The sequence below is a fragment of the Rhodococcoides fascians A44A genome (assembly GCF_000760735.1).
In the GTDB taxonomy this organism is placed as follows: Bacteria; Actinomycetota; Actinomycetes; order Mycobacteriales; family Mycobacteriaceae; genus Rhodococcoides; species Rhodococcoides fascians_E.
Genome location: NZ_JMEX01000005.1, coordinates 927,375 through 952,647, shown reverse-complemented (window position 1 = coordinate 952,647; position 25,273 = coordinate 927,375). Strand labels below are relative to the sequence as shown.

Annotated in this window: 24 protein-coding genes; 11 read left to right on the top strand and 13 right to left on the bottom strand. The window is 65.9% G+C overall.

Features of this window, described 5'->3' with window-relative positions; all coding sequences use genetic code 11:
• Positions 1–43 precede the first annotated feature (43 nt).
• The 6 genes from BH95_RS08255 to BH95_RS08230 form a co-directional block, all read right to left on the bottom strand.
• A complete protein-coding gene (locus BH95_RS08255; protein WP_037142752.1) occupies positions 44–1,519 on the bottom strand; it encodes a condensation domain-containing protein in 1,476 nt (491 codons plus the stop codon).
• A 90-nt stretch (positions 1,520–1,609) separates the two neighbouring features.
• Positions 1,610–2,014, bottom strand: coding sequence for a SufE family protein (locus BH95_RS08250; RefSeq protein ID WP_020112141.1), 405 nt, complete (start codon positions 2,012–2,014; stop codon positions 1,610–1,612).
• A 22-nt stretch (positions 2,015–2,036) separates the two neighbouring features.
• On the bottom strand, positions 2,037–2,933 hold the full coding sequence (locus BH95_RS08245; RefSeq protein ID WP_037160850.1) for a sulfurtransferase: 897 nt from the start codon (positions 2,931–2,933) through the stop codon (positions 2,037–2,039).
• 74 nt (positions 2,934–3,007) lie between these two features.
• Positions 3,008–4,402: a condensation domain-containing protein gene (locus BH95_RS08240; RefSeq protein ID WP_052059977.1), complete on the bottom strand. Its 1,395-nt coding sequence runs from the start codon at positions 4,400–4,402 to the stop codon at positions 3,008–3,010.
• 9 nt (positions 4,403–4,411) lie between these two features.
• Positions 4,412–5,842 carry a condensation domain-containing protein gene (locus BH95_RS08235; RefSeq protein WP_037181545.1) on the bottom strand — a complete coding sequence of 477 codons (1,431 nt, stop codon included), beginning with the start codon at positions 5,840–5,842 and terminating at the stop codon, positions 4,412–4,414.
• 17 nt (positions 5,843–5,859) lie between these two features.
• On the bottom strand, positions 5,860–7,299 hold the full coding sequence (locus BH95_RS08230; protein WP_020665459.1) for a condensation domain-containing protein: 1,440 nt from the start codon (positions 7,297–7,299) through the stop codon (positions 5,860–5,862).
• A 645-nt stretch (positions 7,300–7,944) separates the two neighbouring features.
• Here BH95_RS08230 and BH95_RS08225 point away from each other — a divergent pair.
• Positions 7,945–9,234: a hypothetical protein gene (locus BH95_RS08225; RefSeq protein ID WP_244164852.1), complete on the top strand. Its 1,290-nt coding sequence runs from the start codon at positions 7,945–7,947 to the stop codon at positions 9,232–9,234.
• Here BH95_RS08225 and BH95_RS08220 read toward each other — a convergent pair.
• Positions 9,219–10,520 carry a glycosyltransferase gene (locus tag BH95_RS08220; RefSeq protein WP_037181544.1) on the bottom strand — a complete coding sequence of 434 codons (1,302 nt, stop codon included), beginning with the start codon at positions 10,518–10,520 and terminating at the stop codon, positions 9,219–9,221. The genes BH95_RS08225 and BH95_RS08220 overlap by 16 nt on opposite strands.
• A gap of 143 nt (positions 10,521–10,663) precedes the next feature.
• On the opposite strand from BH95_RS08220, the gene BH95_RS08215 reads away from it, so the two are divergent.
• Entirely contained in the window at positions 10,664–12,007 is a 1,344-nt protein-coding gene (locus BH95_RS08215) for a hypothetical protein (RefSeq protein ID WP_033190523.1), read from the top strand.
• Between the two features lie 65 nt (positions 12,008–12,072).
• Complete coding sequence (locus BH95_RS08210) at positions 12,073–12,519, top strand: flavodoxin domain-containing protein (protein ID WP_020112133.1); 447 nt, start codon at positions 12,073–12,075, stop codon at positions 12,517–12,519.
• Here the strand turns inward: BH95_RS08210 and BH95_RS08205 are convergent.
• Genes BH95_RS08205 through BH95_RS08195 form a run of 3 tightly spaced genes read right to left on the bottom strand, consistent with a single transcriptional unit; the run spans position 12,505 to position 15,147 of the window.
• Positions 12,505–13,152 carry a Maf family protein gene (locus BH95_RS08205; protein WP_037181543.1) on the bottom strand — a complete coding sequence of 216 codons (648 nt, stop codon included), beginning with the start codon at positions 13,150–13,152 and terminating at the stop codon, positions 12,505–12,507. The genes BH95_RS08210 and BH95_RS08205 overlap by 15 nt on opposite strands.
• Before the next feature lie 28 nt (positions 13,153–13,180).
• Entirely contained in the window at positions 13,181–13,468 is a 288-nt protein-coding gene (locus BH95_RS08200; RefSeq protein WP_019666146.1) for an acyl-CoA carboxylase subunit epsilon, read from the bottom strand.
• Between the two features lie 38 nt (positions 13,469–13,506).
• Entirely contained in the window at positions 13,507–15,147 is a 1,641-nt protein-coding gene (locus BH95_RS08195) for an acyl-CoA carboxylase subunit beta (protein ID WP_037181541.1), read from the bottom strand.
• Positions 15,148–15,263: 116 nt separating this feature from the next.
• Here BH95_RS08195 and BH95_RS08190 point away from each other — a divergent pair, with 116 nt between their 5' ends.
• The 4 genes from BH95_RS08190 to BH95_RS08175 all read left to right on the top strand — a co-directional run bounded on the left by BH95_RS08190 (position 15,264) and on the right by BH95_RS08175 (position 18,956).
• Positions 15,264–16,097 carry a biotin--[acetyl-CoA-carboxylase] ligase gene (locus BH95_RS08190; protein ID WP_019666144.1) on the top strand — a complete coding sequence of 278 codons (834 nt, stop codon included), beginning with the start codon at positions 15,264–15,266 and terminating at the stop codon, positions 16,095–16,097.
• A gap of 86 nt (positions 16,098–16,183) precedes the next feature.
• On the top strand, positions 16,184–16,834 hold the full coding sequence (locus BH95_RS08185; protein WP_020112130.1) for a PH domain-containing protein: 651 nt from the start codon (positions 16,184–16,186) through the stop codon (positions 16,832–16,834).
• A gap of 91 nt (positions 16,835–16,925) precedes the next feature.
• The gene (locus BH95_RS08180) at positions 16,926–17,606 is read left to right on the top strand and encodes a response regulator transcription factor (protein WP_019666142.1); all 681 of its coding nucleotides are present in this window, start codon (positions 16,926–16,928) and stop codon (positions 17,604–17,606) included.
• Between the two features lie 27 nt (positions 17,607–17,633).
• On the top strand, positions 17,634–18,956 hold the full coding sequence (locus BH95_RS08175; protein WP_020112129.1) for a sensor histidine kinase: 1,323 nt from the start codon (positions 17,634–17,636) through the stop codon (positions 18,954–18,956).
• Between the two features lie 11 nt (positions 18,957–18,967).
• Here the strand turns inward: BH95_RS08175 and BH95_RS08170 are convergent, their stop codons facing one another.
• Complete coding sequence (locus BH95_RS08170) at positions 18,968–19,531, bottom strand: GtrA family protein (RefSeq protein ID WP_019666140.1); 564 nt, start codon at positions 19,529–19,531, stop codon at positions 18,968–18,970.
• Between the two features lie 185 nt (positions 19,532–19,716).
• Between BH95_RS08170 and BH95_RS08165 the strand changes: the two genes are divergently transcribed.
• The 3 genes from BH95_RS08165 (at position 19,717) to BH95_RS08155 (ending at position 21,802) form a co-directional block, all read left to right on the top strand.
• Entirely contained in the window at positions 19,717–20,916 is a 1,200-nt protein-coding gene (locus BH95_RS08165; protein ID WP_230621124.1) for a 5-(carboxyamino)imidazole ribonucleotide synthase, read from the top strand.
• Entirely contained in the window at positions 20,898–21,425 is a 528-nt protein-coding gene (gene purE, locus BH95_RS08160) for a 5-(carboxyamino)imidazole ribonucleotide mutase (protein WP_019666138.1), read from the top strand. The genes BH95_RS08165 and purE overlap by 19 nt, the downstream gene beginning before the upstream one ends.
• A 62-nt stretch (positions 21,426–21,487) precedes the next feature.
• Positions 21,488–21,802, top strand: coding sequence for a hypothetical protein (locus BH95_RS08155; RefSeq protein ID WP_019666137.1), 315 nt, complete (start codon positions 21,488–21,490; stop codon positions 21,800–21,802).
• 25 nt (positions 21,803–21,827) lie between these two features.
• Here the strand turns inward: BH95_RS08155 and BH95_RS08150 are convergent, their stop codons facing one another.
• Both BH95_RS08150 and BH95_RS08145 read right to left on the bottom strand, forming a co-directional pair.
• A complete protein-coding gene (locus tag BH95_RS08150; RefSeq protein WP_019666136.1) occupies positions 21,828–22,532 on the bottom strand; it encodes a TIGR03089 family protein in 705 nt (234 codons plus the stop codon).
• 18 nt (positions 22,533–22,550) lie between these two features.
• On the bottom strand, positions 22,551–24,011 hold the full coding sequence (locus BH95_RS08145; protein ID WP_019666135.1) for an LCP family protein: 1,461 nt from the start codon (positions 24,009–24,011) through the stop codon (positions 22,551–22,553).
• Positions 24,012–24,408: 397 nt separating this feature from the next.
• Between BH95_RS08145 and rfbD the strand changes: the two genes are divergently transcribed.
• A complete protein-coding gene (gene rfbD / locus BH95_RS08140; protein WP_037181540.1) occupies positions 24,409–25,269 on the top strand; it encodes a dTDP-4-dehydrorhamnose reductase in 861 nt (286 codons plus the stop codon).
• The last annotated feature ends 4 nt before the right edge of the window (positions 25,270–25,273 follow it).

The following is a 25,273-nucleotide window of genomic DNA, read 5'->3' as shown; positions in this document are numbered from 1 at the left end:
GGATGGTGATTATGGGGAACCTCCCCAAAAATCGAGTCACTACCTACTGATTGGTAGCAATCGGGCCGGTACTGGACGCGTCGAGGTTGCGCTCACGCCCTGCTCGACCGGAGAGGGCGTAACTGCCGGTATCGACCACCTCGTCGACGATCCGGCGAAGTGCGCCGACGTACTGGTGCACGTTCGACGTCGCTTCCTCGGTGTTGGGGTAGCGCGCGGAGATGTTGATCCCGCGAGGCGTCCGGTTGATCCAGATGTAGACGTCGTGGTCGTACTGCCTGCTGCGCAACGCGCGAGCATTCCAGTCGTGCCAGTTCTCGGCCATGGGGGCGAAGCGCACGTCCATGAAGGAGACGACGAAACGCGGTTTCGCCGACGCGTCGAGCGCCCGGAAGACGCGATCCAGAGGTACCCGGGCTACAGGCTTCGTCGCCGTGACCTGCTCGGTCGCCTGAGCCACGATGGAGCCGAACGATTCCGCGTCGGCGATGTCGAACGACAGCGGGCACAGCCCGACGAACCAGCCGAGCGAGGACACCCAGTGTGGCTGGTCTCGGGTGTGGACCGGTGTGATGGTGCGAAACCGAGTGTCGCCGGAAAGTTCCGCGCCCGCGACAGCCAACGCCGCGAGCAGGCCGGAGAACAGCCTGTTGCCTGTCTTCCGGCACGCCACCGAGAAAGCGTCGGCTCGCTCCGCATCGAGAATCCACGCCGACAGGCCGCTCTGCGGTGCGTGCACGCCGCCCGGACGACCGATGTCCAGCGGGAATGCCGGCAACTCACCGTTGCCCTCGTCCAAGAAATGCTTCCACGCCAGGACGGCGTCGTGCGTGTTCTCCAGTTCCTCGTGCACCCGCCGCTCGGACACGCCGAAGTCGAGGTAGGAACCTGCCTCGAACAACCCCGCGGGCACCTGATCCTTGGCCTCCGCATACAGGGCGGAGATCTCGTGCGCGACGAGAACGGTGGACAGTCCGTCGATGATCGAGTGGTCCGCGGCGAAGAAGACAGTGACGCGATTCGAGGCTTCCTCGGCCAGCGGCTCGAGCGTCACGAAAGCGTAGGCGGGCCACGCCAGCGGTGACGTGAATTCGTCGAACAGGTACTGAAGGTGCTCGTAGACCTCACTGGACTGAACGCAGCGTTCCTGCTCCACCTGCCAGACGTCGATGGCGCCCTCGGCTGCGGTCACACGAGACAGTGCACCGGAATCCTCGTCGATCGACGCGTGCGAGCGCATCGATTCGTGACGGTCGATCCACGCGAGGACGGCGCGCCGGAACGCGGGCTTGTCCAGCGGGCCGTCGATCTCGAATGCTGCGCCCAGCCAGCTCTCCCGCCCCCGCCTGGGGCTGGCGAGGCTGGAGCGTAGATGCGCCTCGTGGACGTACGACGTGGGTCGGCTGTCGGGCTGCCACCCGGCCAGAACCGGAGTGGTGGCGTGCGGCCCGACGCTGGGAATCCACTCGGTGATGGTTCCAGCGGGAATGGCGTAGTCAGCCAGCTCGGTGAATTCCATGCGGCACTGACCATCTTTCCCGGTGACTTGAACAGACAACTACTCTGGCCGAGTGTACCGAGCCCGAAGTGTATCGATCAAGACGGCCGGTCACCTCAGATGTCGTTTGATGCGAGCCAACATCGCGGACATCCCGCGCAGCCGGAGCGGGCTCACCGCGTCACCCAACCCGAGCGCCAGATAGAAGTCGTCCGGCACGTCCAGAATGTCCTGCGCACTGTGACCGTCGAGGCCCTGATGAAGGATCGACGCGAAGCCGCGCGTCGTCGGTGCCTCCGGCGGCGCGCTGAAGTGCAGCTGCACATGGTCTCGGTCGTCGGCGTCCACGGAGAGAAACAGTGGGGACTGGCACTCCGGAACGGGCTCCATCGCTGCCTGCTCGAGGTGAGCAGGCAGCTCGGGAAGCTCACGGCTGAACTCGAGCAGCAACTGAAGCTTGTCCTGGCCCCCGACCGCCGCGAAATCCTCGACGATCTCGGCCAGGGTGTCAGGCATGCCCTGAGAATCGGCCACGGCGCTACTTCTTCGTCGGTGCGTCGCCGGGCTCCTCGCCACGGGCGATCGGAACACGAACCGCGTTGCCCCACTCGGTCCACGAGCCGTCGTAGTTGCGGACCGATTCGTGCCCGAGCAGATGCGTCAGAACGAACCAGGTGTGGCTCGACCGCTCACCGATACGGCAGTACGCGATGACCTCGTCGTTCGCGACGACATCTCCGTAGATCTCGTCCAGTTCCGCGCGTGAGCGGAAACGGCCGTCCGCTGCCGCCGCCTTGGCCCACGGAATGCTCGTGGCGGTCGGGATGTGCCCGCCGCGCAATGCGCCCTCCTCCGGGTAGTCCGGCATGTGAGTGCGTTCGCCGGTGTACTCGGCAGGTGAACGAACGTCCACCAGCGGAACGGAACCGAGGGCCGACAGAACATCCGACGCATACGCCCGGATGGGGGCGTCGTTGCGTTCGACGACCGGGTAATCCGTGGCCGGGTACTCGGGAACGTCGAGCGTCGTCTCACGGATCTCCGCCAGCCACGCGTCGCGTCCACCGTCGAGCAGACGCACATCTTCGTGTCCGAAGAGCGTGAACACCCAGAGCGCGTACGCAGCCCACCAGTTGCTCTTGTCTCCGTAGATCACGATGGTGTCGTCGCGGGAGATGCCCTTCCGGCGCATCAACGCCGCGAACTGCTCGCCGTCGATGTAGTCGCGCGTCACGGGATCGTTCAGGTCCAGGTGCCAGTCGATCTTGACGGCGCCGGGAATGTGCCCCACGTCGTACAGCAACACATCCTCGTCGGACTCGACGACCTTGAGGCCGGGAGTTCCGAGATGTGCGGACAGCCATTGCGTGGACACCAGGCGATCCGGGTGCGCATAGTCGGCGAAGGCGGGGGTGGGATCTGCTGCTATGGGCACTTCTTCTTCGCTCCTACTGAGAATTCGAGAGGGAGATGAGCAGTTCGCCGGGTGACGAGCTGACTGCATCGATCCTATGCGCTCGGGCCGAGAAGCAAGAGGTCACTGGTGTCCACCGGGTCCGATGCCGCGGCACGGACGACCGACTGCAGTGCTCGGACGAAACGCTCGATCACGATGTGCGCCTGCGTCGTGTCCGGAAAACGTGAACGCAGCGCAAGCCCGTCCTGGGTCCGCGACACCCAGAACTGAGCGTCGTCGGCAGTGGTGACGTTGCTGATGTGGTGCGCGTTGCGGCCGGTGGCGTCGGCTCCGGGCAGGCGCCGGTAGTCGACGTAGGAGATCATGAAGACGTCGCCGCGCCCGCGCGTGAGGGTGTCGCCCACGGCTTCGAGGACGCGGGGTATCGGCACGGTCCCGAGCGCGAGTGCATCCCGAAAGGACGACTGTGCCGAGGCGAGTGTGCCCGCGAACGTCTCGAACACCTCGACGTTCATCGGAGCGTTGGTGGTGAACCATCCGATCGCCTGCTCGTACCGGGCTTCGCGACGGGTGTGCAGTGGAAAGAGCAGCGGGAGAGTGCTCGGGCCACCGATGTCCGCCGACGCCTGCGCCATCGCTGCGGCGACTGCGGCGAAACTACCGCCGCCCAGATCTCGACAGGCCTGTTCGAACGCGGCGGCCTCGGCGGCGTCGGCAAGGCGGTGCACGGTCGTGGCCTGAGGTGCGCGAGTACCGGACGGCACGCCGAGGTCGAAAGGAAATTCGGGTGTCCGGTTCCCGCAGCTCGCGAAGAAATTCGCCCACGCCTGCAGGCGAGGGTCCGTGAGATCGACCACGGGAGCGGCGATCTCGGTAGCGCAGAAGTCGACGAAACTCCCGACCTCGGGAAGGGCCGCCGCGTCCTGCACGCGGTGTGCCGCGTAGAGATGCGAGATCTCCTCGGCCGCGACCGTCATCGAGACCGCATCGACGTGAGCATGATCGAAACCGCACACCACAGTCGAACGGCTCGTACGGCTCACCGCCGCGAGCGAATACGACGGAATGCGGGCGGGGTGGCAGAGGACGTCGAACCGCGCGCGAATGTGCGCGGTGAGCGCTGCGGATCCGTCGACGATCACCGACGTCGGTGTCATGACGTCGACCTCGTCCGGCTCGTACACGCGCCGAGCGACGACGCCGTCTCGCGCGGCGAACGAGGTCCGCAGAGCCGGGTGGCGGCGCACGAACGTACCGAAAGCAGAAGTGAGAGCATCGATGTCGATCGGTCCGTCGACGTCGAAGGCGACCGCGATCCATACCGATGCCGTGTCAGTGCCACTGCCGACCGCAGGCTCGAGTGCGGACGACAGATGGAAGCTCTGATTGAACGACGGCGGAACGGACGACGCAGTACCTGCGCGCATCACGACCGGCCACTCCAGGTACTGCCCCGGTGCGGTGTGGAAGTCGGCTATCGAGGTCACTCGCACCGGTCAACCACCGACGACTTCGGCCACCCGTATCGCGTAGTCGCCGTCACGGGCAACCGATTCCAGGATGCTCTGCAGGTGCGAGTGATAGCGCTCGACCGACTCGGCGGCAACCGGATTGTCGGGTACCTGCGCGCACAAGTAGAGGTGGTCTGCGTCGCGGTTGATCCACATCGACGCGTTGGACGTCCTGCCTTCGCCGGTGAAATGCTCACCCCGAGTATCGGCAGGACGGCCGACACCGGGGAACCATCGAAAATCGATGTAGGACAGCATGTTCGGACTCACGGCCAATTCGCTGCCCAATGTTCCGTCGGCAGCAAGCGCGCCGAGGACGGCATGAACGGGTACCGCTGCGATCTTCTTCGAAGCCTCGAATCCGGCGTGAGCCCTGACGGCGACCTCGGAGAAGGCGTCGGCGTCCCCGACGGCGAACGCGACCGGCGCGAAGTTCACGAACCAGCCCTGTGATTGCGCGTAGTCACCGACGTGTCGGGTGCTGAGCACCGTGATACCGAAGTAGTCGGTGCGGCCGGCCAGTTCGAAATCGGCAATGCCGACGGCTGCGAACACGCCGCTGCTGATGCGGGCACCCGCAGCCTTGCACGCCCGGTCGAGCGCAGCGGTGGCGTCGGCGTCGAGCAGATGGCGTTCGACGATCCGCACCGGTCCGCGTTCGCCTTCCTCGAGGCCGAGGGTAAGAGGGAACCGCGGCATCTTCCCGTCGTTGTTTCGAAAGATGCTTCTCCACGCCGCGATCTCGGGGGCGTCGGGGCCGTACGTCGCCGCGAGCGCACGCTCTGCAGTCGCGTACTCGAGGTGGCTGCCCGCTGCCGCAGGTACGGGAGCGTCCTCGCCGATCTCCAGGGCGTACAGGTCGGCGAGTTCGCTGATGACGAGCGCCTGTGAACCACCGTCGGTGAACGCGTGATCCGCACCGTAGTAGAGCGTGAAACCGTCGGAGCGATCGACGGCACCGACGACGAATCCCGGCCAGTCGAACGCCGTGGCTTCGGCGGAGAAACGGGCACGGACGTAACTCTGGAACTGCTCGTCGGTGTCGAAGCTGCCTGCATCGCTCGGTTCGAACTCGGCGACCCCGTTCGAGGCGAGGTGTCGCACGACGTGCGTACCGTTCACCTCGAACCAGCACCGCAATCCCTCGTGCCGGAGCACGTACGCAGCGATCGCCCGGGAGAGGGCATCCCGATCGAGTGCCCCGTCGATCTCGGTCGCGACACCGGTGTAGGCGTGGTGAACGTCACCGCGAGCGGACGCTGCTGCAGCCGCGACCAGATGGTCTTCCTGCAGAAAAGACGGCGGGGCCGAGTGCACCGGGGCTGCCAGCGCAGCGTCCGACGCCGCCCGACTGGGGTGCCACTCCACGAGCGTGCCCGGTCGAGGTGTCCAGTTGCTCAGCGCGGTGATGATCATCGATGCTCCTCCCGGATCTATTCTCGCCCTGCTCCGACGGCGGCGACTGCAGAATCGAGGGTTTCCGTCGGTTCCTCGATCACAGCGGTCACCACGGAGACGAACTCGGTGATGAACCTGTGCACGTTGGTCGTCGACACGTCCGAGCTGGGGAATCGAGCGGAGATGTTCAGGCCTTGCAGGGTGCGGTTGATCCAGAAGTAGACCTCGTCCTCCGCGTGGCACTCGCTGCGCAGTGCGCGGCCCTTCCGTTCCTGCCATTCCTCGCCGTCCGGAAGGAACCTCAGGTCGATGTACGAGACGACGAAGCGAGGAATCTCGGTGGAGGACATCAGGGATGCGATCTTCGAGTACGGCATTGCGGCGAGCCCCTTGTACTCGGTTGCCCCGATGTTGGCCCGATCGATTGCCTCGGCGAAGGTCGTTGCATCGTCCAGCCGGATTTCCATCGGCAGAATCCCGACGTACCAGCCGACGCTCGCAGCCCACTTCTCCGCGTAGCGAGTGTGCATGGGCATGATCGTCCGAAACGTGCCGTTGCCCGTCAATCGCGAGTTGACGAGAGCGAGTGCCGCCAGGATTCCCGCCTGCATGTTCTGGCCGGCGGCTCGGCACTTGGCGTTGAACGCCTCGACCTGCTCGGTGGTCAACAACCAGGAGGACACGCTGCTCTGACGAGTGGCGAGATCGGTCGGCGCCGACGAGTTCTCCGCGCGCAACGGGAGCGGAAACGCCGGGAACCGGCCGTCCTCGGCAGCCAGGAAGCGGTCCCAGGCCAGTACCGCGTCGTGGTCGGCGGTCAGCGATTCACCCAACGCACGTTCGGCTGCGGAGAAGTCCACGTAACTGCCCACCTCGGGGAGTCCGTGCTCGGCACCGTCCAGAACATGTGCGTACAGGCGGTCGAACTCGTTGATCGCGTAGATCTGGCTGTACGCGTCCATCACCGAGTGGTCGGCAGCGAACGCGACGAGGAACTTGTCCTGCTGCGGGACGGATGCGGCCACGTGCGGCTCGGGGACGACGGTCGCCAGAACGAAGTGCGGCCACGTCGTCGGTGAGACGACGTCGGCGAACCAGGATTCGAGATGTTCGAAGACCTGCGACTCGCTCCACGACGACGACTCGGCCCGGTCGTCGACCGTGACGGCGTCGGCGTCGACCGTGTAGCGCCTCCAGGCACCGGTTCGGTCGTCGCGCTCGACGCGTGTGCGGAACGCCTCGTGCCGTGCGATGTAGGCACCGATGGTCCGGCGCATGACCTCGACGTCGTAACGACGATGGATCTCGAAGACGGTACCGATCCACGAACCGTCGTTGCCTCGGCTGCAGTGGTCCTCGTGAGTGAAGGAGATCCCCCGCGGATCCTCGCGCCACGCCTCGGAGGCGACGGCGGGGACCCACTCGGTCAGCTTGCCTGCGGGCAGCGGGTAGTCCGCCAATTCGGTGTATTCCATCGAAAGCATCCAATTCCGAGCTCGGCCAGCAGCTACTGGCAACATGGGTGACGATTCGTGAAGCCGGACTCGACAGTCACAGCGCACGCGCATGACGTGACACCGTGCTTGCCGTTTGTAACGCGCATTCCGTGGTTCTCGCGGATTGTGCATTCGGTATTGGTTTCGCTGACGACACTAAGGCGAATCGTCCGGTAATTCGCTACGCAAAAAAGTGTTGTTCATCACCTGGTCTCGAGTTGACGACGGTGTCGGTTTCTGTGGTCCGAGAGCGTCTCGCCCGGGTGCATTCTGATGGTCGTTCGTAACCCGTTGTTCGGCAATGCAGTTCGACCGACCGCGTCGGCGTGGGCGTCGACTGCCGTCGCGTGATGCGGAGACGTCGGCCTCGCGATTTCAAGACTTTCTGGTCGGTATTGTTATGGCCTGCACCACATATTCGAAACGAACCAATCCGTACGAAGTTCTGTTTCGAATTCGTGAATTCCAATTCTCGACGCTGTTTTCGGTGCTATTCGATCGTCGTCGAACCTGCTCGGCCAATGGCTTTGTAGTAGATTTTCGCAGATGACCCGAATTGGATTTGCGGATCACCTATTCCTCCGAATGCACCATGGAATCGGTAATCCTGTGTTCAATCAGTTCGTGTGGCGGTTCGACGGCCCCGTAGCAGTCGCCGAGCTCGCAAAACTGCACGCGAACCTGTCCGCGGGGCTGCTCTCACGGAGGGTACTACCGCCGATCGTTCCGACGGCCAGGCACCGATGGGTCACCTCGAACGCGTCGCTACCGCTGGACTACTCCACCAACTCGGTCCCGACGGATGCGGTTCGCTGCTGGGCTGAACAGCGAATCTCCGCCGACATCGACCCGGAAGCGGGAACCGGATGGCTGCTGTCCGCAGCTCCGGTCGCAGACGGCGGCACGGTCGTGTCACTGGTCTGCTCGCACATGGTTGCCGACGGCGCGGCGATGGTCGCCGCCGTCGAGCGCGCATCCACCGGTGTGTCGGTGGGAGACTCCGCTCGTCTGGGCGAGAAGCCGTCGCTGGTCGATTCGGTCGCGTCCGACATCGCGGACACCGTGGGCCAGCTCCGGCCGATCGCGACGTGGCTCGCGGGGAAATCCGCGCAGGCTGTCACCTCCGTCGTCCGACCGGCGGCAGACGTGGCACCGTCATCGTCGGAAGCCTCGATCGCGCCCGACGGACCGAGTCGAACCGACGTTCCCGAGACGTCGGAGCCGTGGAGTCCGCCCTATGTCGTGGTCAGCTGCTCGGCATCCGAGTGGGCGTCGGCGGCCGCAGAGTGGGGTGGTACGTCCAACACTCTGTTCATCGCCGTCATGACGTCGGTGTCCGCTGCGCTGGGCCGCGCACGCCCGGGAGAAGAACTGCGGTGGTCGCTTCCCTACAACGATCGGGGCTCGACGGACATCGAGTCGAACTCCACGAAGATCATCGCTGTGCGAGTGCCCGTACCGGATCCTGCCGACCGTGATCTCACTCGTATACGAAAAGCGAGCAAAACCGCATTCCAGGAATTCTCGGCGCGACAGGCTTCGGGCGCGTCCACCCAGGCGGTCCCGTTGAACCTCGTCCAGATGTTGCCCGATGCGGTGGCGAGACGGCTGCCCGTCCCCGCGGACGGCGCCGAGGGGCTGTGTTCCAACCTCGGTCGGCTATCCGAGGACTTCGTCTCCATCGGCGGAGTTCGCGCCACGAGAGTGGCTGCCAGAGCCACGTTCTCGGGAGCGGACGCGGATTTCGCGCGACAGCTCGGCGGTGGCTCCACGGCATGGGCGACCGAGACCGACGCTGCGGTCACGATCAGTATGCACGGGATGGATCCGGACCGGATGGCAAGCGACGAGGACGTTCGGGCAGTGGTGTCGGAGGTTCTCGACCGGTGGGGGATCGGTCACGAATTCTGGTGAACCGCGCCTTCGATCAAGCGCACGGCGGCGCGACGGGTGTCGGCCGGAGATGTCATGGCAGCAGCCAACTGTCGTGCACGTGACGCGGTGTCGGGGCGCATCAACGTCTCGACGCCTGCGGCGAGAATGCCCCGGTCGAGTTCGACGAACTTCGCCGAGCATCCAGCGCCGGTTCTCTCGAGAGCGGCACCCCAGAACGGTTGATCCGCGCTGAACCAGCACACCATGGTGGGTAATCCCGCCCGGACGCTTGCCGCAGTCGTGCCCGCGCCGCCGTGGTGAACTGCCGCGCGACACAACGGGAACAAGGCGCCGTGGTCGACGGAGCCGACGACGGCAACGCTGCTGTCGGCATCGATACGTTCGTCGAGTGTGCTCCAACCCGAGCTCACGACCGCGCGATATCCGCCGCGCGCGCAGACGTCCTCGATCATGCTCACCAACCCCGTCGGATCCTTGACCGGCATGCTGCCGAATCCGAAGTACACCGGCGCAGTCCCGGATTCGATCCAGGATCGGAGCGGTGACCCCAGGATCGAACCGGAACCGAGAACTCCGGTGCTGCCCGAGGATTCGCCTCCGTCCGGCTCGAGGAACCCGACGAACGGTCTCCTGTCCGCCCATTCCTGCCGAAGACCGGGGAAGAACGCGGAGTCGTAGGCCTGGATCTCGATCCCGCCGTACGACGCGATACGTTCAGGGAGGGGGCGCGACGCGTTCTCCAGTCCGAGGGCGCGGCGCTGAGCATTCTCCCGCTTCTTCATCGAGCTCCACCGCATGGACTCGAGGATCCGCCACGTCGCCCGGTTGACGACACCCGGCATCGTACGCGACGGCACGACCGACATCGACCGATTCGAGCGGATGGGGCAGTAATGCAAGGCTGCGAACGGAATCGATTGTGATTCAGCGTAATTGAAGACCAGCTCCTGGCCGAGGGTGCCGGCGATCGCCATGTCCGCGTGCGCACCCATCGACAGCACGCTCTCGGCCATGTCGTCCCAGCCGAAGTTGGCCAGTTCCGCCAACGCGGCCCACCGCGTTCGAAGATTCTTCGACTTGATTCGGGTACGCACCAGATCCGATTCCAGAAGCGCTCGGGTATCCGGACCGAACGGCACCACGGACACGGACGTACGGCCTGCCGTTGCTGCCTCGGCGAACGCGACGAGGTTGGGAGGTGCGCCGAACGTGACTTCGTGCCCACGAGCGGACAACTCGGACGCCAGGACCAGGCCCGGTTGGACATCCCCACGGCTGCCTGTGAACGGCATCACGAACTTCATTTCCGCCCTCCTCGGCCGCGTCGTCGCACGCAGAACTGAAACCTACCGCACGGGTGGGGAACGTCGCGTAACACGCACGGGCGCAATGGTGTTTCGAACCACGCGGGTGTTTCGAACCACGCGTTCTCCGATACCCTTTCCCGGTGACCAGATTGACGTACGACGACGACCTGTTCCTCCGGATGGAGTGCGTCCTCGACGTTCCTGTCGTCAATCAGATCGTCTGGCGCTTCACGGGTCCGATCGACTCCGAGGTGCTGGACTCGACGTGGCGGAACCTCGCAGGCGGGCCGATCGATCGAGCCGTGCACCGAGTGTCGGTTCCGGGTGCACGGGACCGATGGGTGCGAGCCGCGTCGACCCTGCCCCTACTCCGTGGTGCGCGAGCCATTGCCGTGCACGCGCTGGCCGAGTGGATGGAAGAGCGCGCGGCGGTCCCTCTCGACCCCACGAACGGACCGGTGTGGCAACTCGCGTACACGGACCTCGAGACCGGAGGGTCCGCGCTGTCTCTCGTCGCCTCCCATGTAGTCGGTGACGGTGGAGCGCTGACGTCTGCAGCCATAGCAGCGCTGCGAGGACCCTCGGATCCCGACGACTTCGCCTCGGCATTCGACACCGCACCCACCTCCGACCTTCGCGATGCTGCCGGGCAACTCCGCGCCGCGGCGTCCGGTACCGCCAGAGCGCTCGGCCGAACGGTGCGCGGCGTGCTTCCGGGTGCAGGCACCCCGTCCGCTTCTAAGGCGGTCACGCACGCTGCGGCGCACAAGTCACCCGTGGCGGCACAGACAGCGGGGGAGTTCTCGCCCAGCACTGTCGTCGTGGATTGCCCGACGGACGAATGGGTGGCCGCAGCGTCGAGGGCCGGAGGTAGTGCCAACAGCCTCTTGGTGGCCGTCGCGCTGGGCATTCTGACGGCCGGTGGCCGCGTGGACGAGTCGGATGCAGTCAAGGTGTCCCTTCCGGTGAGCACGCGCATTCCGGGCGACACCCGTGCCAACGCGACGTCGGGTGTATCGATCGTCGTGGACGGAGGCAGGGGCTACCTCGACGATCTCCGGCCCATTCGTCAGGACAGCAAGGCGGCGTTCCGAGCGCTCGCCGACACCACCCGGTCCACCACGTTCGAGCTGACGAAACCGCTGATGCAGATGTTGCCCGACGCCGTCGTCGCGCGCGCCGCCAAGTCGGCAACCGCACCGCTGTGCCTCTGCTCCAACCTGGGTGCACGCGGAAGCGCTCTGCGTTCGGTGGGTGGATCTGTGGCCGAGTCGGTCGCGATGCGCTCGATCACGCAGAACACCACGGCGGAGTTGCTGCGGCGTACCAAGGGCGGCGTGAGTGTCTGGTGGAACACGTGTGGCGAGACGGCGACTCTCTGTGTGACCGGCCTGGACCCGGACCTCTACCCCAGCCGGGAACATCTGAAAAACTTGATCGCCGACGAGTACACCAGGTGGCAGCTGACGCCCACTTTCTGGTGAGGCTATGCTTATCCACCGATTCCGCACCTTTTCGGTGCAGCGCTACGGACGAAGGGGAAGTGAACATGGCAGTAGTCGTGTTGTTCGGTTCGGAGACCGGTACCGCCGAGGAAGTGGCAGACAAGATTGCCGACATCCTGGTGGACCACGACGCCGAGGTACGCGACATGCTCGAGTACGAGGTCTCGGAGATCGACACCGATGCCTTCCACGTCATCATCTGCTCCACCTACGGTGACGGAGAGCTGCCCACGGGAGCCGAGCCCTTCTACGACGCACTCGTCGAGGACGCACCGGATCTGTCCGGGCTCAAGTTCGCGCTGTTCGGCCTCGGCGACCGCATCTACGAGGACACGTTCAACCGTGGCGGCGAGATCATCGCGGAGAAGCTCGTCGAACTCGGTGCTGTGCAGGTCCACGAGCATGCTCGCCACGACAGCTCGTCCAACATCAAGCCGAAAGCTCTGGCCGAGGAGTGGGCTCGCGAGCTCACCGGACTACTGCCGGGCTGACCACACATCGGACATCGTCACGCCGACCTCGTTCAGCAACCGCCGAACGAGGGGCAAGCCGATGCCGATGACGCTGGACGGGTCACCCTCGATGCGGTCGACGAACCACCCACCGAGACCGTCCAGCGTGAAGGATCCCGCGACCTCCAGCGGTTCCCCGGACGCGAGATACGCCTCCAGGTCGGCCTCCGAGGGCGTCGCGAAGTGAACAGTCGTCGAATGGCACGCACCGACCACTGCCGTCGCCTTACCGTGATGGACGCGAACGACCGAGTGGCCGGTGAGGAGCTCACCCGACGTCCCGGCCATGGCCTGCCACCGTCGACGTGCGATGTCCACGGTGTGGGGTTTGCCCTGCAGCTCCCCGCCGATCGACAGCATCGAATCGCAGCCGACAACGACAGCGTCGATCGAGGGGGCATCGGTTCCCTCACCGCTCAGGCTGTTCACGACTGCCTCGGCCTTGGCTCGTGCCAGCGCCACGACGACATCCTCGGGCGACGCCGATTCACCGAGTGATGCCGTCAACGCATCCTCGTCGACGCCGGACACCCGAACGATGGGGTCGACGCCCGCCGCGCGGAGAACCCCCAGCCGAGCTGGGGACGCCGAAGCGAGAACGAAGGTCGTCATGGTGTGCCCACGTCCCGAGGTACGCGACTCAGTAGCGGCGCGACGCAGCGAACGAGTACGGCGAGAACGGCGCGTGCGTGCGGTGCATGGTGACGGGAGATCCCCACAACTCTGCAGGACGCGTGTCCGCGGGTGCCGACCCCGAGCTCTGCGCGGCTGTCAGAACCGCAACCAGTGCGGCGATCTCCTCGTCGGAGGGATCACCCTTGACGATACGGATCGCCGACGCCGATGCGGCGGTGTCGGCGCCCAGTTCGGCGGACTCGATCAGCTCGTCGGCGACGGTCAGATCTGTTTCACGTGCGGGTGCACTCATCTGTGCAAGCTCACTTCCGGTGGTCTTCGTAAGACGTGTCAGAGCGGGATGTTGCCGTGCTTCTTGGGAGGCAGGGTGACTTGTTTGCGTTCGAGCAGGCGCAGGGCGGAGACGATCTGTCCGCGGGTGTGGCTCGGGGGGATGACGGCGTCGAGGTAACCACGCTCGGCGGCGACGTACGGGTTGACGAGGGTGTCTTCGTATTCTTGCTGCAGCTTCAAGCGCAATGCGTCGACGTCTTCACCGTTCTTGGCGGCTTCGAGAAGTTGTTTACGGTAGACGAATCCGACGGCGCCGGAGGCGCCCATGACGGCGATCTGCGCGGTCGGCCACGCGAGGTTGACGTCGGCGCCCATGTGCTTGGAGCCCATGACGTCGTACGCGCCGCCGTAGGCCTTGCGGGTGATGACGGTGATCTTGCCTACCGTCGCTTCCCCGTAGGCGTAGAGCAGTTTCGCGCCGCGGCGGATGATGCCGTTGAACTCCTGGCCGGTGCCGGGCAGGAAGCCGGGGACGTCGACGAGGGTGATGATGGGGACGTTGAACGCATCGCAGGTGCGGACGAATCGTGCGGCTTTCTCGGAGGCGTCGATGTCGAGGGTGCCGGCGAATTGGGTGGGTTGGTTGGCGACGATACCCACCGAGCGGCCGTCGACACGTCCATAGCCGACGATGATGTTGCGGGCGCGGCCTTCCTGGACTTCGAGGAATTCGTCGTCGTCGAGGATGCGGCGGATCACCTCGTGCATGTCGTACGGGGTGTTCGGTGAATCCGGGATCAACGTGTCGAGTTCGAGGTCCTCGTCGGTGAGGTTGTCCTCGATGGCGCCGTCGATCGGATCGCTGGGGATCGCGCGTGGTGCTTCGGCGCGGTTGTTGGACGGCAGGTAGCCGAGGAGGTCGCGGACGTAGTCGAGGGCGTCCTGCTCTCCGGAGGCGACGTAGTGGGCGACGCCGGATTTCTCCATGTGGGTGTGGGCGCCGCCGAGTTCCTCCATGGTGACGTTTTCGCCGGTGACGGTTTTGATGACGTCGGGTCCGGTGACGAACATCTGGGAGGTGCCGTCGACCATGACGACGAAGTCGGTCAGGGCGGGGGAGTAGACGTGTCCGCCTGCGGCGGGTCCCATGATCAGGGAGATCTGGGGGATGACGCCGGAGGCTTGGACGTTGCGGTGGAAGATTTCGCCGTAGAGGCCGAGGGAGACGACGCCTTCTTGGATGCGGGCGCCTGCGCCTTCGTTGATGCCGATGAGGGGGCGTCCGGTTTTGAGGGCGAGGTCCATGACTTTGACGATTTTCTCGCCGTAGATTTCACCGAGGGAGCCGCCGAAGACGGTGGCGTCCTGGGAGAAGATGCAGACTTCGCGTCCGTCGATGGTGCCGTAGCCGGTGACGACGCCGTCGCCGTAGGGGCGGTTGTCGGCGAGGCCGAAGTTCTGGGAGCGGTGGCGCGCGAGGGCGTCCATCTCCACGAAGGAGCCCTCGTCGAGCAGTGCGGTGATGCGTTCGCGGGCGGTGAGCTTGCCTTTGGCGTGCACCTTCTCGATTGCGGCGGCGCCTGACGGTGCCATCGCTGCCTCACGGCGGCTACGGAGGTCGGCGAGCTTGCCTGCCGTTGTATGAATATCGGGCTTGGCGTCCGTACCCTGCGCAGTCGAATCCTGAACACTGGTCATGAGGAAACACTTTAACCACGGGTGTGACCGGAGCCCTACCGAGGGCCACGTACCGGTTGGTAGCCCGAGCCGACGTCACCGGCCGTCGGACCGACGAGCCCATATGCTCGTGAGTCATGTGGACCAACCTCGATCGCCCCCCGCTCGACACCGCCGCTCTCCGACGGGCACTCGTCGACGGGCCACAAGCCTCCTGGTCCAGGCTCGATGTGGTCGAGCAGACCGGTTCGACCAACGCCGACCTCATTGCCAATGTGCACGGCCTCGCCGACCGGACTGCCCTCGTCGCCGAACAACAGGACAGCGGACGCGGACGACACTCGCGGCCGTTCGTGGGTCCACCGAGATCACAACTTCTGTTCTCGGTTCTCGTCAAGTTTCCAGGCATCGATCCGGCAGTTCTCGGATGGCTTCCGCTGCTCGCCGGTGTGGCCGTGGTCGATTCGCTCCGCACGGTCGCGGCCGTGGACGCGGCACTGAAGTGGCCGAACGACGTACTCATCGAGGGCCGCAAGGTCGCGGGCATCCTCGCCGAGGTGGCCGAGCACGGCCCCAACCCCTCCGTCGTCGTCGGAATCGGCCTCAATGTCACCATGACGGAAAGCGAACTGCCGGTCCCGACGGCAACGTCGCTTGCGCTCGAGAACGCCGCCGTCGTCGACCGCAGCACACTGCTGCGGTCGATACTCCGAGCGATAGGCGCGGAGATCGACTCCTGGCGTAACTCCAACTGGAACACCGAACACCTGGCCCACCGCTACCGCGAGCGGTGCGACACCATCGGCCGCCGGGTGCGCGTCGAGCTGCCGGGAGACCGCACGATGATCGGCGAGGCGACCGACGTCGACGATCAGGGCCGGATCGTCGTCCGCACCGACGACGCCGACACCGGAACCGTCGCGGTCGCTGCCGGCGACGTCACCCACCTACGAGCTGTCGACACCGACTGACCTCTCGAACGGCTTCCGATCGGCCACCGTTCGGCAGCGCGGTCGTGGCAGGATCACGGCGGAACCGGAGAAGGAGAGCGATCCGCATGGGCTATCCGCAGGATGCGTTGGCAGACGAAGAAGAGCTGCTACTGCATCACCACCCTCACTGGAAGATGCTCGTCCTTCCGGCGGCGACTTTCATCGTCGTCACCGCCCTGGCCGGATTCGGGATCGGAGTCGCCTCCGCTCGATTGGACGGCACTGCGTCGACGACCGCGGTCATCGTCGTCGCCGTGGTGTGGGCAGCCCTGGTCGCGTGGCGCTGCATCGCACCGTTGATCAGCTGGAAATGCACGCACTTCATCGTCACCGACCGCCGCGTGCTCATCCGACAGGGTGTCATCACGCACTCGGGGATCGACATCCCGATGAGCCGCATCAGCAACGTCCAGTTCCGGCACGGACTGGTCGACCGGATGCTCGGCACGGGCACGCTCATCATCGCGTCGGCGTCCGACGATCCGCTCGAGTTCGACGACATTCCACGGGTGCAGCGGGTGCACTCGCTGCTCTACCAACAGGTGTTCGACTCCCTGGAATTTCGGCGGTCCGGGGAATTTCGGCGGTCCGGGGAGTATCGGCCGGGGGAATACCGCAGTTCCGGCGACATCGACGGAGACGAGCTCGGCCACGAGGTGGACGGGCCGTCACCGGACGGTGCCAGGCCTGGTTGGCGGGCCGGTCGGCGTCGATGACGGTGCCCGCGCGACGGTAGCGGTTCCGTGGAGCGCGGGTGTGCTCGGGTAAATACATCATTCTCACAGTTTCCGGCCGTACGCTCACCGAGTGACCGATGTGCTCCTTGCCGAAGACGACGAAGCTATTGCCGCGCCACTGTCCCGCGCCCTCGGCCGCGAGGGGTACACGGTGACGGTCGAACAGACAGGCCCCGCTGCACTGCAGCGTGCTCTCGACGGCAACTACGACCTCCTGATTCTGGACCTCGGCCTTCCCGGGATGGACGGTCTCGAGGTCTGCCGGCAGGTACGGGCCAACAGCTCGGATCTGGCGGTGCTGATGCTCACCGCACGCACCGACGAGGTGGATTTCGTCGTCGGGCTCGACGCGGGCGCCGACGACTACGTCGGCAAGCCGTTCCGGTTGGCGGAGCTCATGGCGCGGGTACGTGCGCTGCTGCGCCGACGAGGAACCGGCGAGGACGGACCGATCGAGGTAGGCGACATCAGGCTCGAGCCTGCTGCTCGGCGCGTGCTCGTCGGTGGCAACGAGATCTCGCTCGCCAACAAGGAATACGAGCTGCTGAAGGTGCTCCTCGAGCATGCAGGCCAGGTCGTTCCCCGCGAAACCATTCTGCGCGAGGTGTGGGGTGACGCCGAACTGCGCGGTTCGAAGACACTCGACATGCACATGTCGTGGCTGCGCCGCAAGATCGGTGACGAGGGTTCGGTCGCCGAGCGTCGCATCGCGACGGTGCGCGGAGTCGGGTTCCGGATCAACAGCGACTAGTCGTAACGAAGCCGAGCAGCCGACACCATGCGTCGTCGCATACTCCAATCCATTCTGGCCGTGGTCATTCTCACGGCGCTCCTGCTCGGCCTTCCGCTGATGTACACCGCGTGGCTGTGGGTCGAGGACTTCACGCGCGACGACCTTCAGCGTCGACTCGATCGAATGGCGTCGGAGATCCTCTCCCAGGAGGGTGAAGCGGGAATGGTGATCGGCGACCTCGACATCGGGTCGCTGCGGCTGGCCATTCCGCAGTCCGGGCGCCTCGTCGTGGTGTTCCCGACCCCGCAGGATGCCGCGTCGCGGGTCGACATCGGCGAACCCTTCGTCTCACGTCCGCTGGTCGAGTCCTTGTCGATGGGGACGTCGGGCTCACTACGGCTCGAGGTGCCGTCCGACGACATGCGAACACTGCAGCGGCAGGCGGTAGGAGCCGTCGGGCTGGTGGTGCTGGCCTCGATCCTCGCGGGCACGGCCATCGCGGTCCTCACCGCGAAACGGCTCGCCGACCCACTGCAGGACGTGGCGCGGCGAGCCGCGCGACTCGCGGAGGGCGATTTCAGACCGGATCCCACCCGTCACGGAATCGCCGAACTCGACCGGGTGTCCGAGGTGCTCGACTCCGCGACGGTGGAGATCTCCGGACGCCTGCAGCGTGAACACTCCCTCGTGGCCGACGTGTCGCATCAGCTGCGAAGCAGGCTCACCGCCGTCCGCCTGCGCCTCGACGAATTGTCGGTCCACCCGGACCCGGACGTCGTGCAAGAGGCGGACGAGGCGATGGCTCAGGTGGACCGACTGACACTGGCGATCGACGAATTGGTCCGGTCGTCGCGTAGTGACGGTTCGGCCGGAGCCGAAGAAGTTCCCGTGATCGCCGAGCTGACGGGTCTCGTCGCCGAATGGCAGCGCAATTTCGACGACGCCGGACGCGAGCTGGTTCTGCGAGGCGACGCGGGGGTGACGGCGTCGGTGACCGGATCGCGGCTGCGAGAAGCGGTGTCCGTGCTGGTCGACAACGCCCTGTCGCACGGCGGCGGTACGTGCACGGTGGCTGTTCGCCTCGTGCCCGCGGTGGACACCGCCGAGCGGCGACGGGAAGCTCTCGCCTGTGTGGAGGTGTCCGACGAGGGGGACGGCGTCAGCAACGACATGGCGCCGCACATCTTCGACCGAGGATTCTCCGGTGCGGGATCCACCGGCGTCGGGCTCGCGCTCGCTCGGGCTTTGGTGGAGGCCGACGGTGGTCGACTGGAACTGCAGCGTCGACGCCCCGCGATGTTCTCGGTGTTCCTGCCGGCCTCGCGGGATCAAAGCATGGGAGCGCCCCGCACTCGAGAGCCCCGGTAGCCGGCGGGACGTCAGCTGTGGCCGAGTTGTTCCTCGGCGGCTTCTTCCTCGGTGGGGTCGTAATCGGTGGATCCAGCGGCTGCTCCGCGCGCGTTCTCTTCCGGGAAGGCGAACTTGCGCAGCGCCCAGAATCGGAACGCCATCTGCATCAGGTTGCCGATGATGTAGTTCAGCACGAAGTCGACGATCACCAGCATGGTGAGGCTCGTGTGGCCTTCACGGATGTCGAACAGGTTGTTCGCGATGAACAGAGGCGCCGCGGCAAGAATCACGCCGATGCCACTGATCGTGAAGAACAGGAGCGCCTCATGGTGCCGTTCGCGCCCGCCTCGGTTCTTGAACGCCCACTCACGGTTGAGGATGTAGCTCAAGATCGTCGCCATCACACCGGAGATGACCTTGGCGACCACCGGCTTGGGTTCGAGCACCGTGAGGCTGAGCGAGTAGAAGATGGCGAGGTCGAACACCATCGTCGTGCCGCCGACGATTGCAAATTTGATCAGTTCGCTGTGACGAATCGCCAGCTCCCGAATTGGACCGGGGAGGCGGTGAATCACACTGTCGATCGAGGGCACAACGGAGAAGTCTACGAAACGACACCTCGATTTCACGAACCGGCGCGCAGATCATCAGACTTCTCTCAGGCCAACGACGGTCGAATCCTCCTCACATGACACGATAGGAAGCCGTGACCGGTCCACATTTCCCCTCCGACGCGGCGAACCCGCGTCCCAGTACTCCGCGTCCGTCCACCAACGGAATGCCTGTCGTGGCGATGATCGGTGGCGGCCAGCTCGCGAGGATGACCCACCAGGCAGCCGTTGCGCTCGGACAGACGCTTCGAGTGCTGTCCGCCGGTGCCGACGAGCCCGCTGCACAGGTCAGTGCGGACGTGGTGCTCGGACACCACGACGACCTCGACGCGCTGAGGGCCGCTGCAACGGGTTCGAACGCGGTGACGTTCGATCACGAGCACGTGCCCACCGAGCACTTGGAGACTCTCGTCGCCGAGGGGGTGAACGTGCAGCCACCGCCGTCGGCGTTGATCTACGCGCAGGACAAGCTGAAGATGCGCCGTAAGCTCGCTGATCTCGGTATCCCGAGCCCCGAGTTCGCGGAAGTGACCTGGGCCGGCGACGTCATCGAGTTCGGCGAAGAACACGGCTGGCCGGTCGTGGTCAAGGCAATTCGGGGTGGATACGACGGTCGAGGCGTGTGGATGCCCGCCGACGCCGAGGAAGCCGAGGAGATCGTCGGTCGACAGCTCGATCTCGGTGTGCCCCTGATGGTCGAGACCAAGGTCGATCTGCGCCGCGAGCTGTCCGCGATGGTCGGGCGCTCGCCGTTCGGCCAGGGTGCGTCGTGGCCCGTCGTCGAGACGGTTCAGCGACACGGACAGTGCGCCGTGGTGATCGCGCCCGCGCCAGGCCTCGACGAGGACACGGCCATCGACGCCGAGCGCATGGCTCTCGGCCTGGCCGCAGAGTTGGGCGTCGTCGGATCCATGGCGGTGGAACTTTTCGAGACGACGGACGGACGGATCCTCGTCAACGAGCTCGCGATGCGTCCGCACAACTCCGGGCACTGGACCATGGACGGCTGCCGGACCTCGCAGTTCGAGCAGCATCTGCGAGCCGTTCTCGACTATCCGCTCGGCGACACGTCCCCCGTGGCGCCGGTGACGGTGATGGCGAACATCCTCGGCGCACCCGAGGCGCCCACGATGAGCATGGACGAGCGGCTGCACCACCTCTTCGCTCGGATGCCCGACGCCAAGGTGCACCTGTACGGCAAAGGCGAACGCAAGGATCGCAAGATCGGCCACGTCAACGTGCTCGGCGCGGCGGGCGGACGCGCCGACGACGCAGCCTACGTGGCCGCGATCAGAGAAAAAGCAGAGCGTGCCGCACATTGGATGTCGCACGCGGAATGGACCGACGGATGGGATCCGCACGCATGAGCGACAACTCGACGGGCCCTCAGGTCGGCCTGATCATGGGAAGCGACTCGGACTGGCCGACGATGGAAGCCGCGGCGGAAGCCCTCGCAGAATTCGGTGTCCGCTTCGAGGTCGGCGTCATCTCCGCGCATCGCACTCCGCAACGCATGATCGACTACGCGAACACTGCCGCCGAACGCGGACTGAAGGTCATCATCGCGGGAGCCGGGGGAGCTGCTCACCTTCCCGGCATGGTGGCGTCGGCGACGCCGTTGCCGGTCGTGGGCGTTCCGGTGCCGCTGAAGTATCTCGACGGAATGGACTCGTTGCTGTCCATCGTGCAGATGCCTGCAGGTGTTCCGGTGGCGACGGTGTCCATCGGCGGCGCGCGTAACGCAGGCCTGCTCGCCGTACGCATCCTCGGCGCATCCGACGCTGCTCTCCGTGAGCGGATGGCCTCGTTCCAGGCCGGGCTCGAGCGGATGGTCGAGGACAAGGACGCCGCACTGCGCGCCAAGCTGCTGGGATAGTGCGGCTCTCGCTCCGGGCGCGCGTACGCCGAGCCTCACGCGGTCGGCGCCAGGTCGTCGTCGTGACCTGGCTGGCGCTTGCGTACGCGGGCCTGTGGCGAGCGAGAGTCGAGTTCGACGAACCGAGTGCACTGTTCGTCGCGTCCGGGATGCGGTACGGCTTCGGGCGCGGCGGGACGACGATCGGCGGTGTCTACCTGACGAACTCCAACGTGTCTCGTCGGGTATTGCGTCACGAGGCCGTCCACGCCGATCAGTGGGCGCGATACGGCATCGCCTTCGCGGCGCGTTATCTCGTCGAAGAGATCCGTCGACCGGGCGCGAAGAACAGATACGAGATCGAGGCAGGCCTGGCCGACGGCGGCTATCGCACCTGACGACCGGAGTCAAAAGGAAAGCCAGCTAGAGGGTCTTGGTGACCTTCTCCGTCGCGACGCGGCGTTCGGTCTTCGAGTCGTCGGGCGAGCTCACCTGAACCAGGGATGCGCCGGCGGCGAGCACCGAGAGCAGCCCGTCGATCAATTCGTCGGCCGTGGTCCACGGCAACGAGGACAGCACGCGGTCTCCCACCGCGATCGAATGCGCCTCGGCGCGGGCACGTGCGGCGCCGAGCACCTCGTCGACCGAACGACCGTCCAGAGCGCCCGATTGTCCCGACGGCCGAAACTGATCCCCGTGCACACGGACCGACGTCGCGTAATCGGTCACACCCACCGGTAGATCCGGGACCGGTCTACCGAAGGCGTCGAGCGACAGTGCCACGACCTCGGGCACGTCGCCTGCATCGTCGATGCGTCCGCCGTGTACCAGTGCGACCTCCACGTCGGGGTCCGCGCTCAGGGTGACGTCCGCGCCTGCCCACCACGCCCCGAGGAGCACTGCCGCCGTCTGCCAATGAGCGGGAAGCAGTACCGACACTCGTGTCCCCGGTTCCACACCCAGCTCGTCGCGGAGAAAGTTCGCAGTCTTCGCAGCCCAGTTGGCCAGCGTCACACCGGAGACCTCGACCCGCTCGCCGGTGGCGTCGTCGTAATACGTCACGCGCGGGCCGGCTGGGTCGGTTGTCAGGATGGGGTCCAGAAGTTCCTGCGTCAGAGTCGAAGCCACGCAGGGAACACTACCGCCTCAGTTGACGCACGCGGGGCCGGTGGAACCGGCGTCGATGGGGGGAGCGGGCGACTCGCCTGCCGAGCTGCCCGCAGTTTCGGAGGCAGCGGATGCGCTCGTCGCGGCAGGGGCGCCTGCCGTACCCGGTCCGGAGTAGTCGGACGCGAGGACCACGCGCACGGTGCCACTCGCCAACGAATCGTCGCCTGCCACGCTGACACCGCCGAGCGCGGCAGCGACGGCTCTCGCTTCGTCGCTCTCGGGATCGGCGGCCTGAACCGTGGTGGTGGACACCGTCGTTCCCTCGTAGTTGCCGACGGTGCCGCCGACGTACCCGAGCTCGCTCAACGTGGAGGCAACCCCGCCGGCCAGTCCGTCGATGCCGCTGTCGTTCGCGACATCGACCGTCACCGAGGACGGATCGACCTGCGGCGCATCGGTTGTCGGGGCATCGCTCTCGTCCTCCGACGAGCCGTCCAGAAGGCCCTCGACGTACCTCTTCACTGCGGCGGGATCCACCTCGACGATGGACTCGCCGTAATCGGTCACCCCGTTGATGTCGACCGCGGGAATCGTCTCGAACTTCACCTGGCCGCCTGCGAGATCCTGCAGGCGAGTGGCGAATTGCAGTATGTCCCAATCGGAGTCGAGCACCACCGACCGTTGTACCGCCGCGCTCAACTGGTTCAGTTTGCCGGGATTACTCAGTGTCTGTGCACTCAGCACACTGCGCACGAGCGACGCCATGAACACTTGCTGCCGCACGATGCGATCCAGATCACCGCGCGGCAGATCGTGGCGCTGCCGCACGAAGCTGAGTGCGTCGGCACCGGACAAGGTCTGCTCGCCGGCAGGGAAATTCGCACCGGACAGGGGCTCGTCGACCGGAGCGTTGAGGCACACACCGACCCCGCCGACCGCGTCGGTGAGGAGAACGAAACCGAGCAGACCGACCTCGGCGTAGTGGTCGACGGTGATGCCTGTCAGATCGGCCACCGACGTGATGAGCGCCTCGCGGCCCGCCTCGGTGGACTGGGACTCGGCGTCGGCGTCGGACACGCCGCTCTCGACGAGTTCGAGGCGCTTGTTCTCCTTGGTGGCGCCGTACGCGGCGTTGATCTTCGACATCCCGATGCCGGGCACCTGAACATAGGAGTCGCGGGGAATCGAGATCGCCGTCGCCGACGACCCGTCGTTGGGAACGCGGATCAGCACGATGGTGTCGGTGTTCGACGCCACCTCCTCGCCCGCGCGCAGTGAATCGAGTTCCGCCTGCGACAGTGCGTTTCCGTGCGCATCGGTGCGACTGTCGGTGCCCACCATCAGGATGTCCACGGCGCCGTCGGCTCCGCCGCCGAGGCCGAGCGCGCCTGCCGTCGCGATGTTGGAACGAAGGCCGTCGATGCTTCGCCACGCGAAACCGGTGACCACCAACACCATCACGGCCAGTGCCGCGACGAAGATCTGTGGTGCTCGCATCGTCTTCGCGGATCGCGCGGCAGGGGTCGACGGGTCCCGATGTGCCGGGCCGGGTCGACGGCGGTCCGTACGCTCCGTCGCGGGCCGGCCGGTCCGGCGCGGTTCGTCCTCACGGCGACGACGAGGAATCTCGCTCCTGCTACGGTCGGCTCGTGACCTGCGGGACCCGGCCCGAGAATCACTCCGGGGCTCCCGGCGGGCACGGGACTCGTCGGAGCGACGGCGATACTCGTCGCGGCCGGGGCGTGGGAAGTCCCCTGGCTCGTCCGACTGACCTGGCACCTGAGCGGTTCCTTCCGTTGTACGAGCTTGTTCGACGATCCTGGTTCGGATCCAGGCTACTTGTGAAATCTCACTGCCTCGCTCAAGCACGGACGGCGTGCCACACTTTCCGACTGTGACGAACATTCTTGTGACCGGCGCCGGGGGGCAACTCGGACGACAGATTCTGAAACGAGCCGAGCGGGCAGGCGTACAGGTGACGGGCGTCACCAGCGAAGAACTGGACATCACCGACAGGGACGCGGTCGGGGCTGCCGTGACCGCGGTGTCGATCGTGATCAATTGCGCCGCGTACACCGCCGTCGACGCAGCCGAGACGGACGAGGACCGCGCACTCTCGGTCAACGCCGTCGGACCTGCCAACCTGGCGCAGGCATGTGCCGAGGCCGGGGCGCGGCTGGTGCACGTGTCGACCGACTACGTCTTCGACGGCACCTCCGACGTCCCGTACCGGCCTGGTGACCCCACTGCACCGCGCAGTGCGTACGGGCGCACGAAACTCGCGGGCGAGCACGCCGTTCTCGACGCGCTTCCGACGGCGACCGTCGTCAGGACCGCGTGGGTGTACACGGGCGTCGGTTCGGACTTCGTGTCCACGATGCGCAGGCTCGAACGCGAACGAGACACCGTGCGTGTCGTCGACGACCAGGTGGGGTCGCCCACCTACTCGTGGGATCTGGCGGGTGGACTGCTGGAACTCGCCGCCGCGGACTCGCCGATGCCCCCGATCCTCAACCTGACGAACGCAGGCACCGCCAGCTGGTTCGAGCTCGCCCGCGCGGTGTTCGCCGGAGTCGGAGCCGATCCGGAGCGGGTGGAGCCGTGCTCGAGTGTGGAGTTCGTCCGGCCCGCACCTCGGCCCTCGTACTCGGTCCTCTCACCCGATGCGTGGAGCGAGTCCGGTCTGACGCCGCTGCGGGACTGGCGTGACGCACTCGCCGATGCCTTGGACGTCGCGGTGCACGTGGACCGATAGGGTT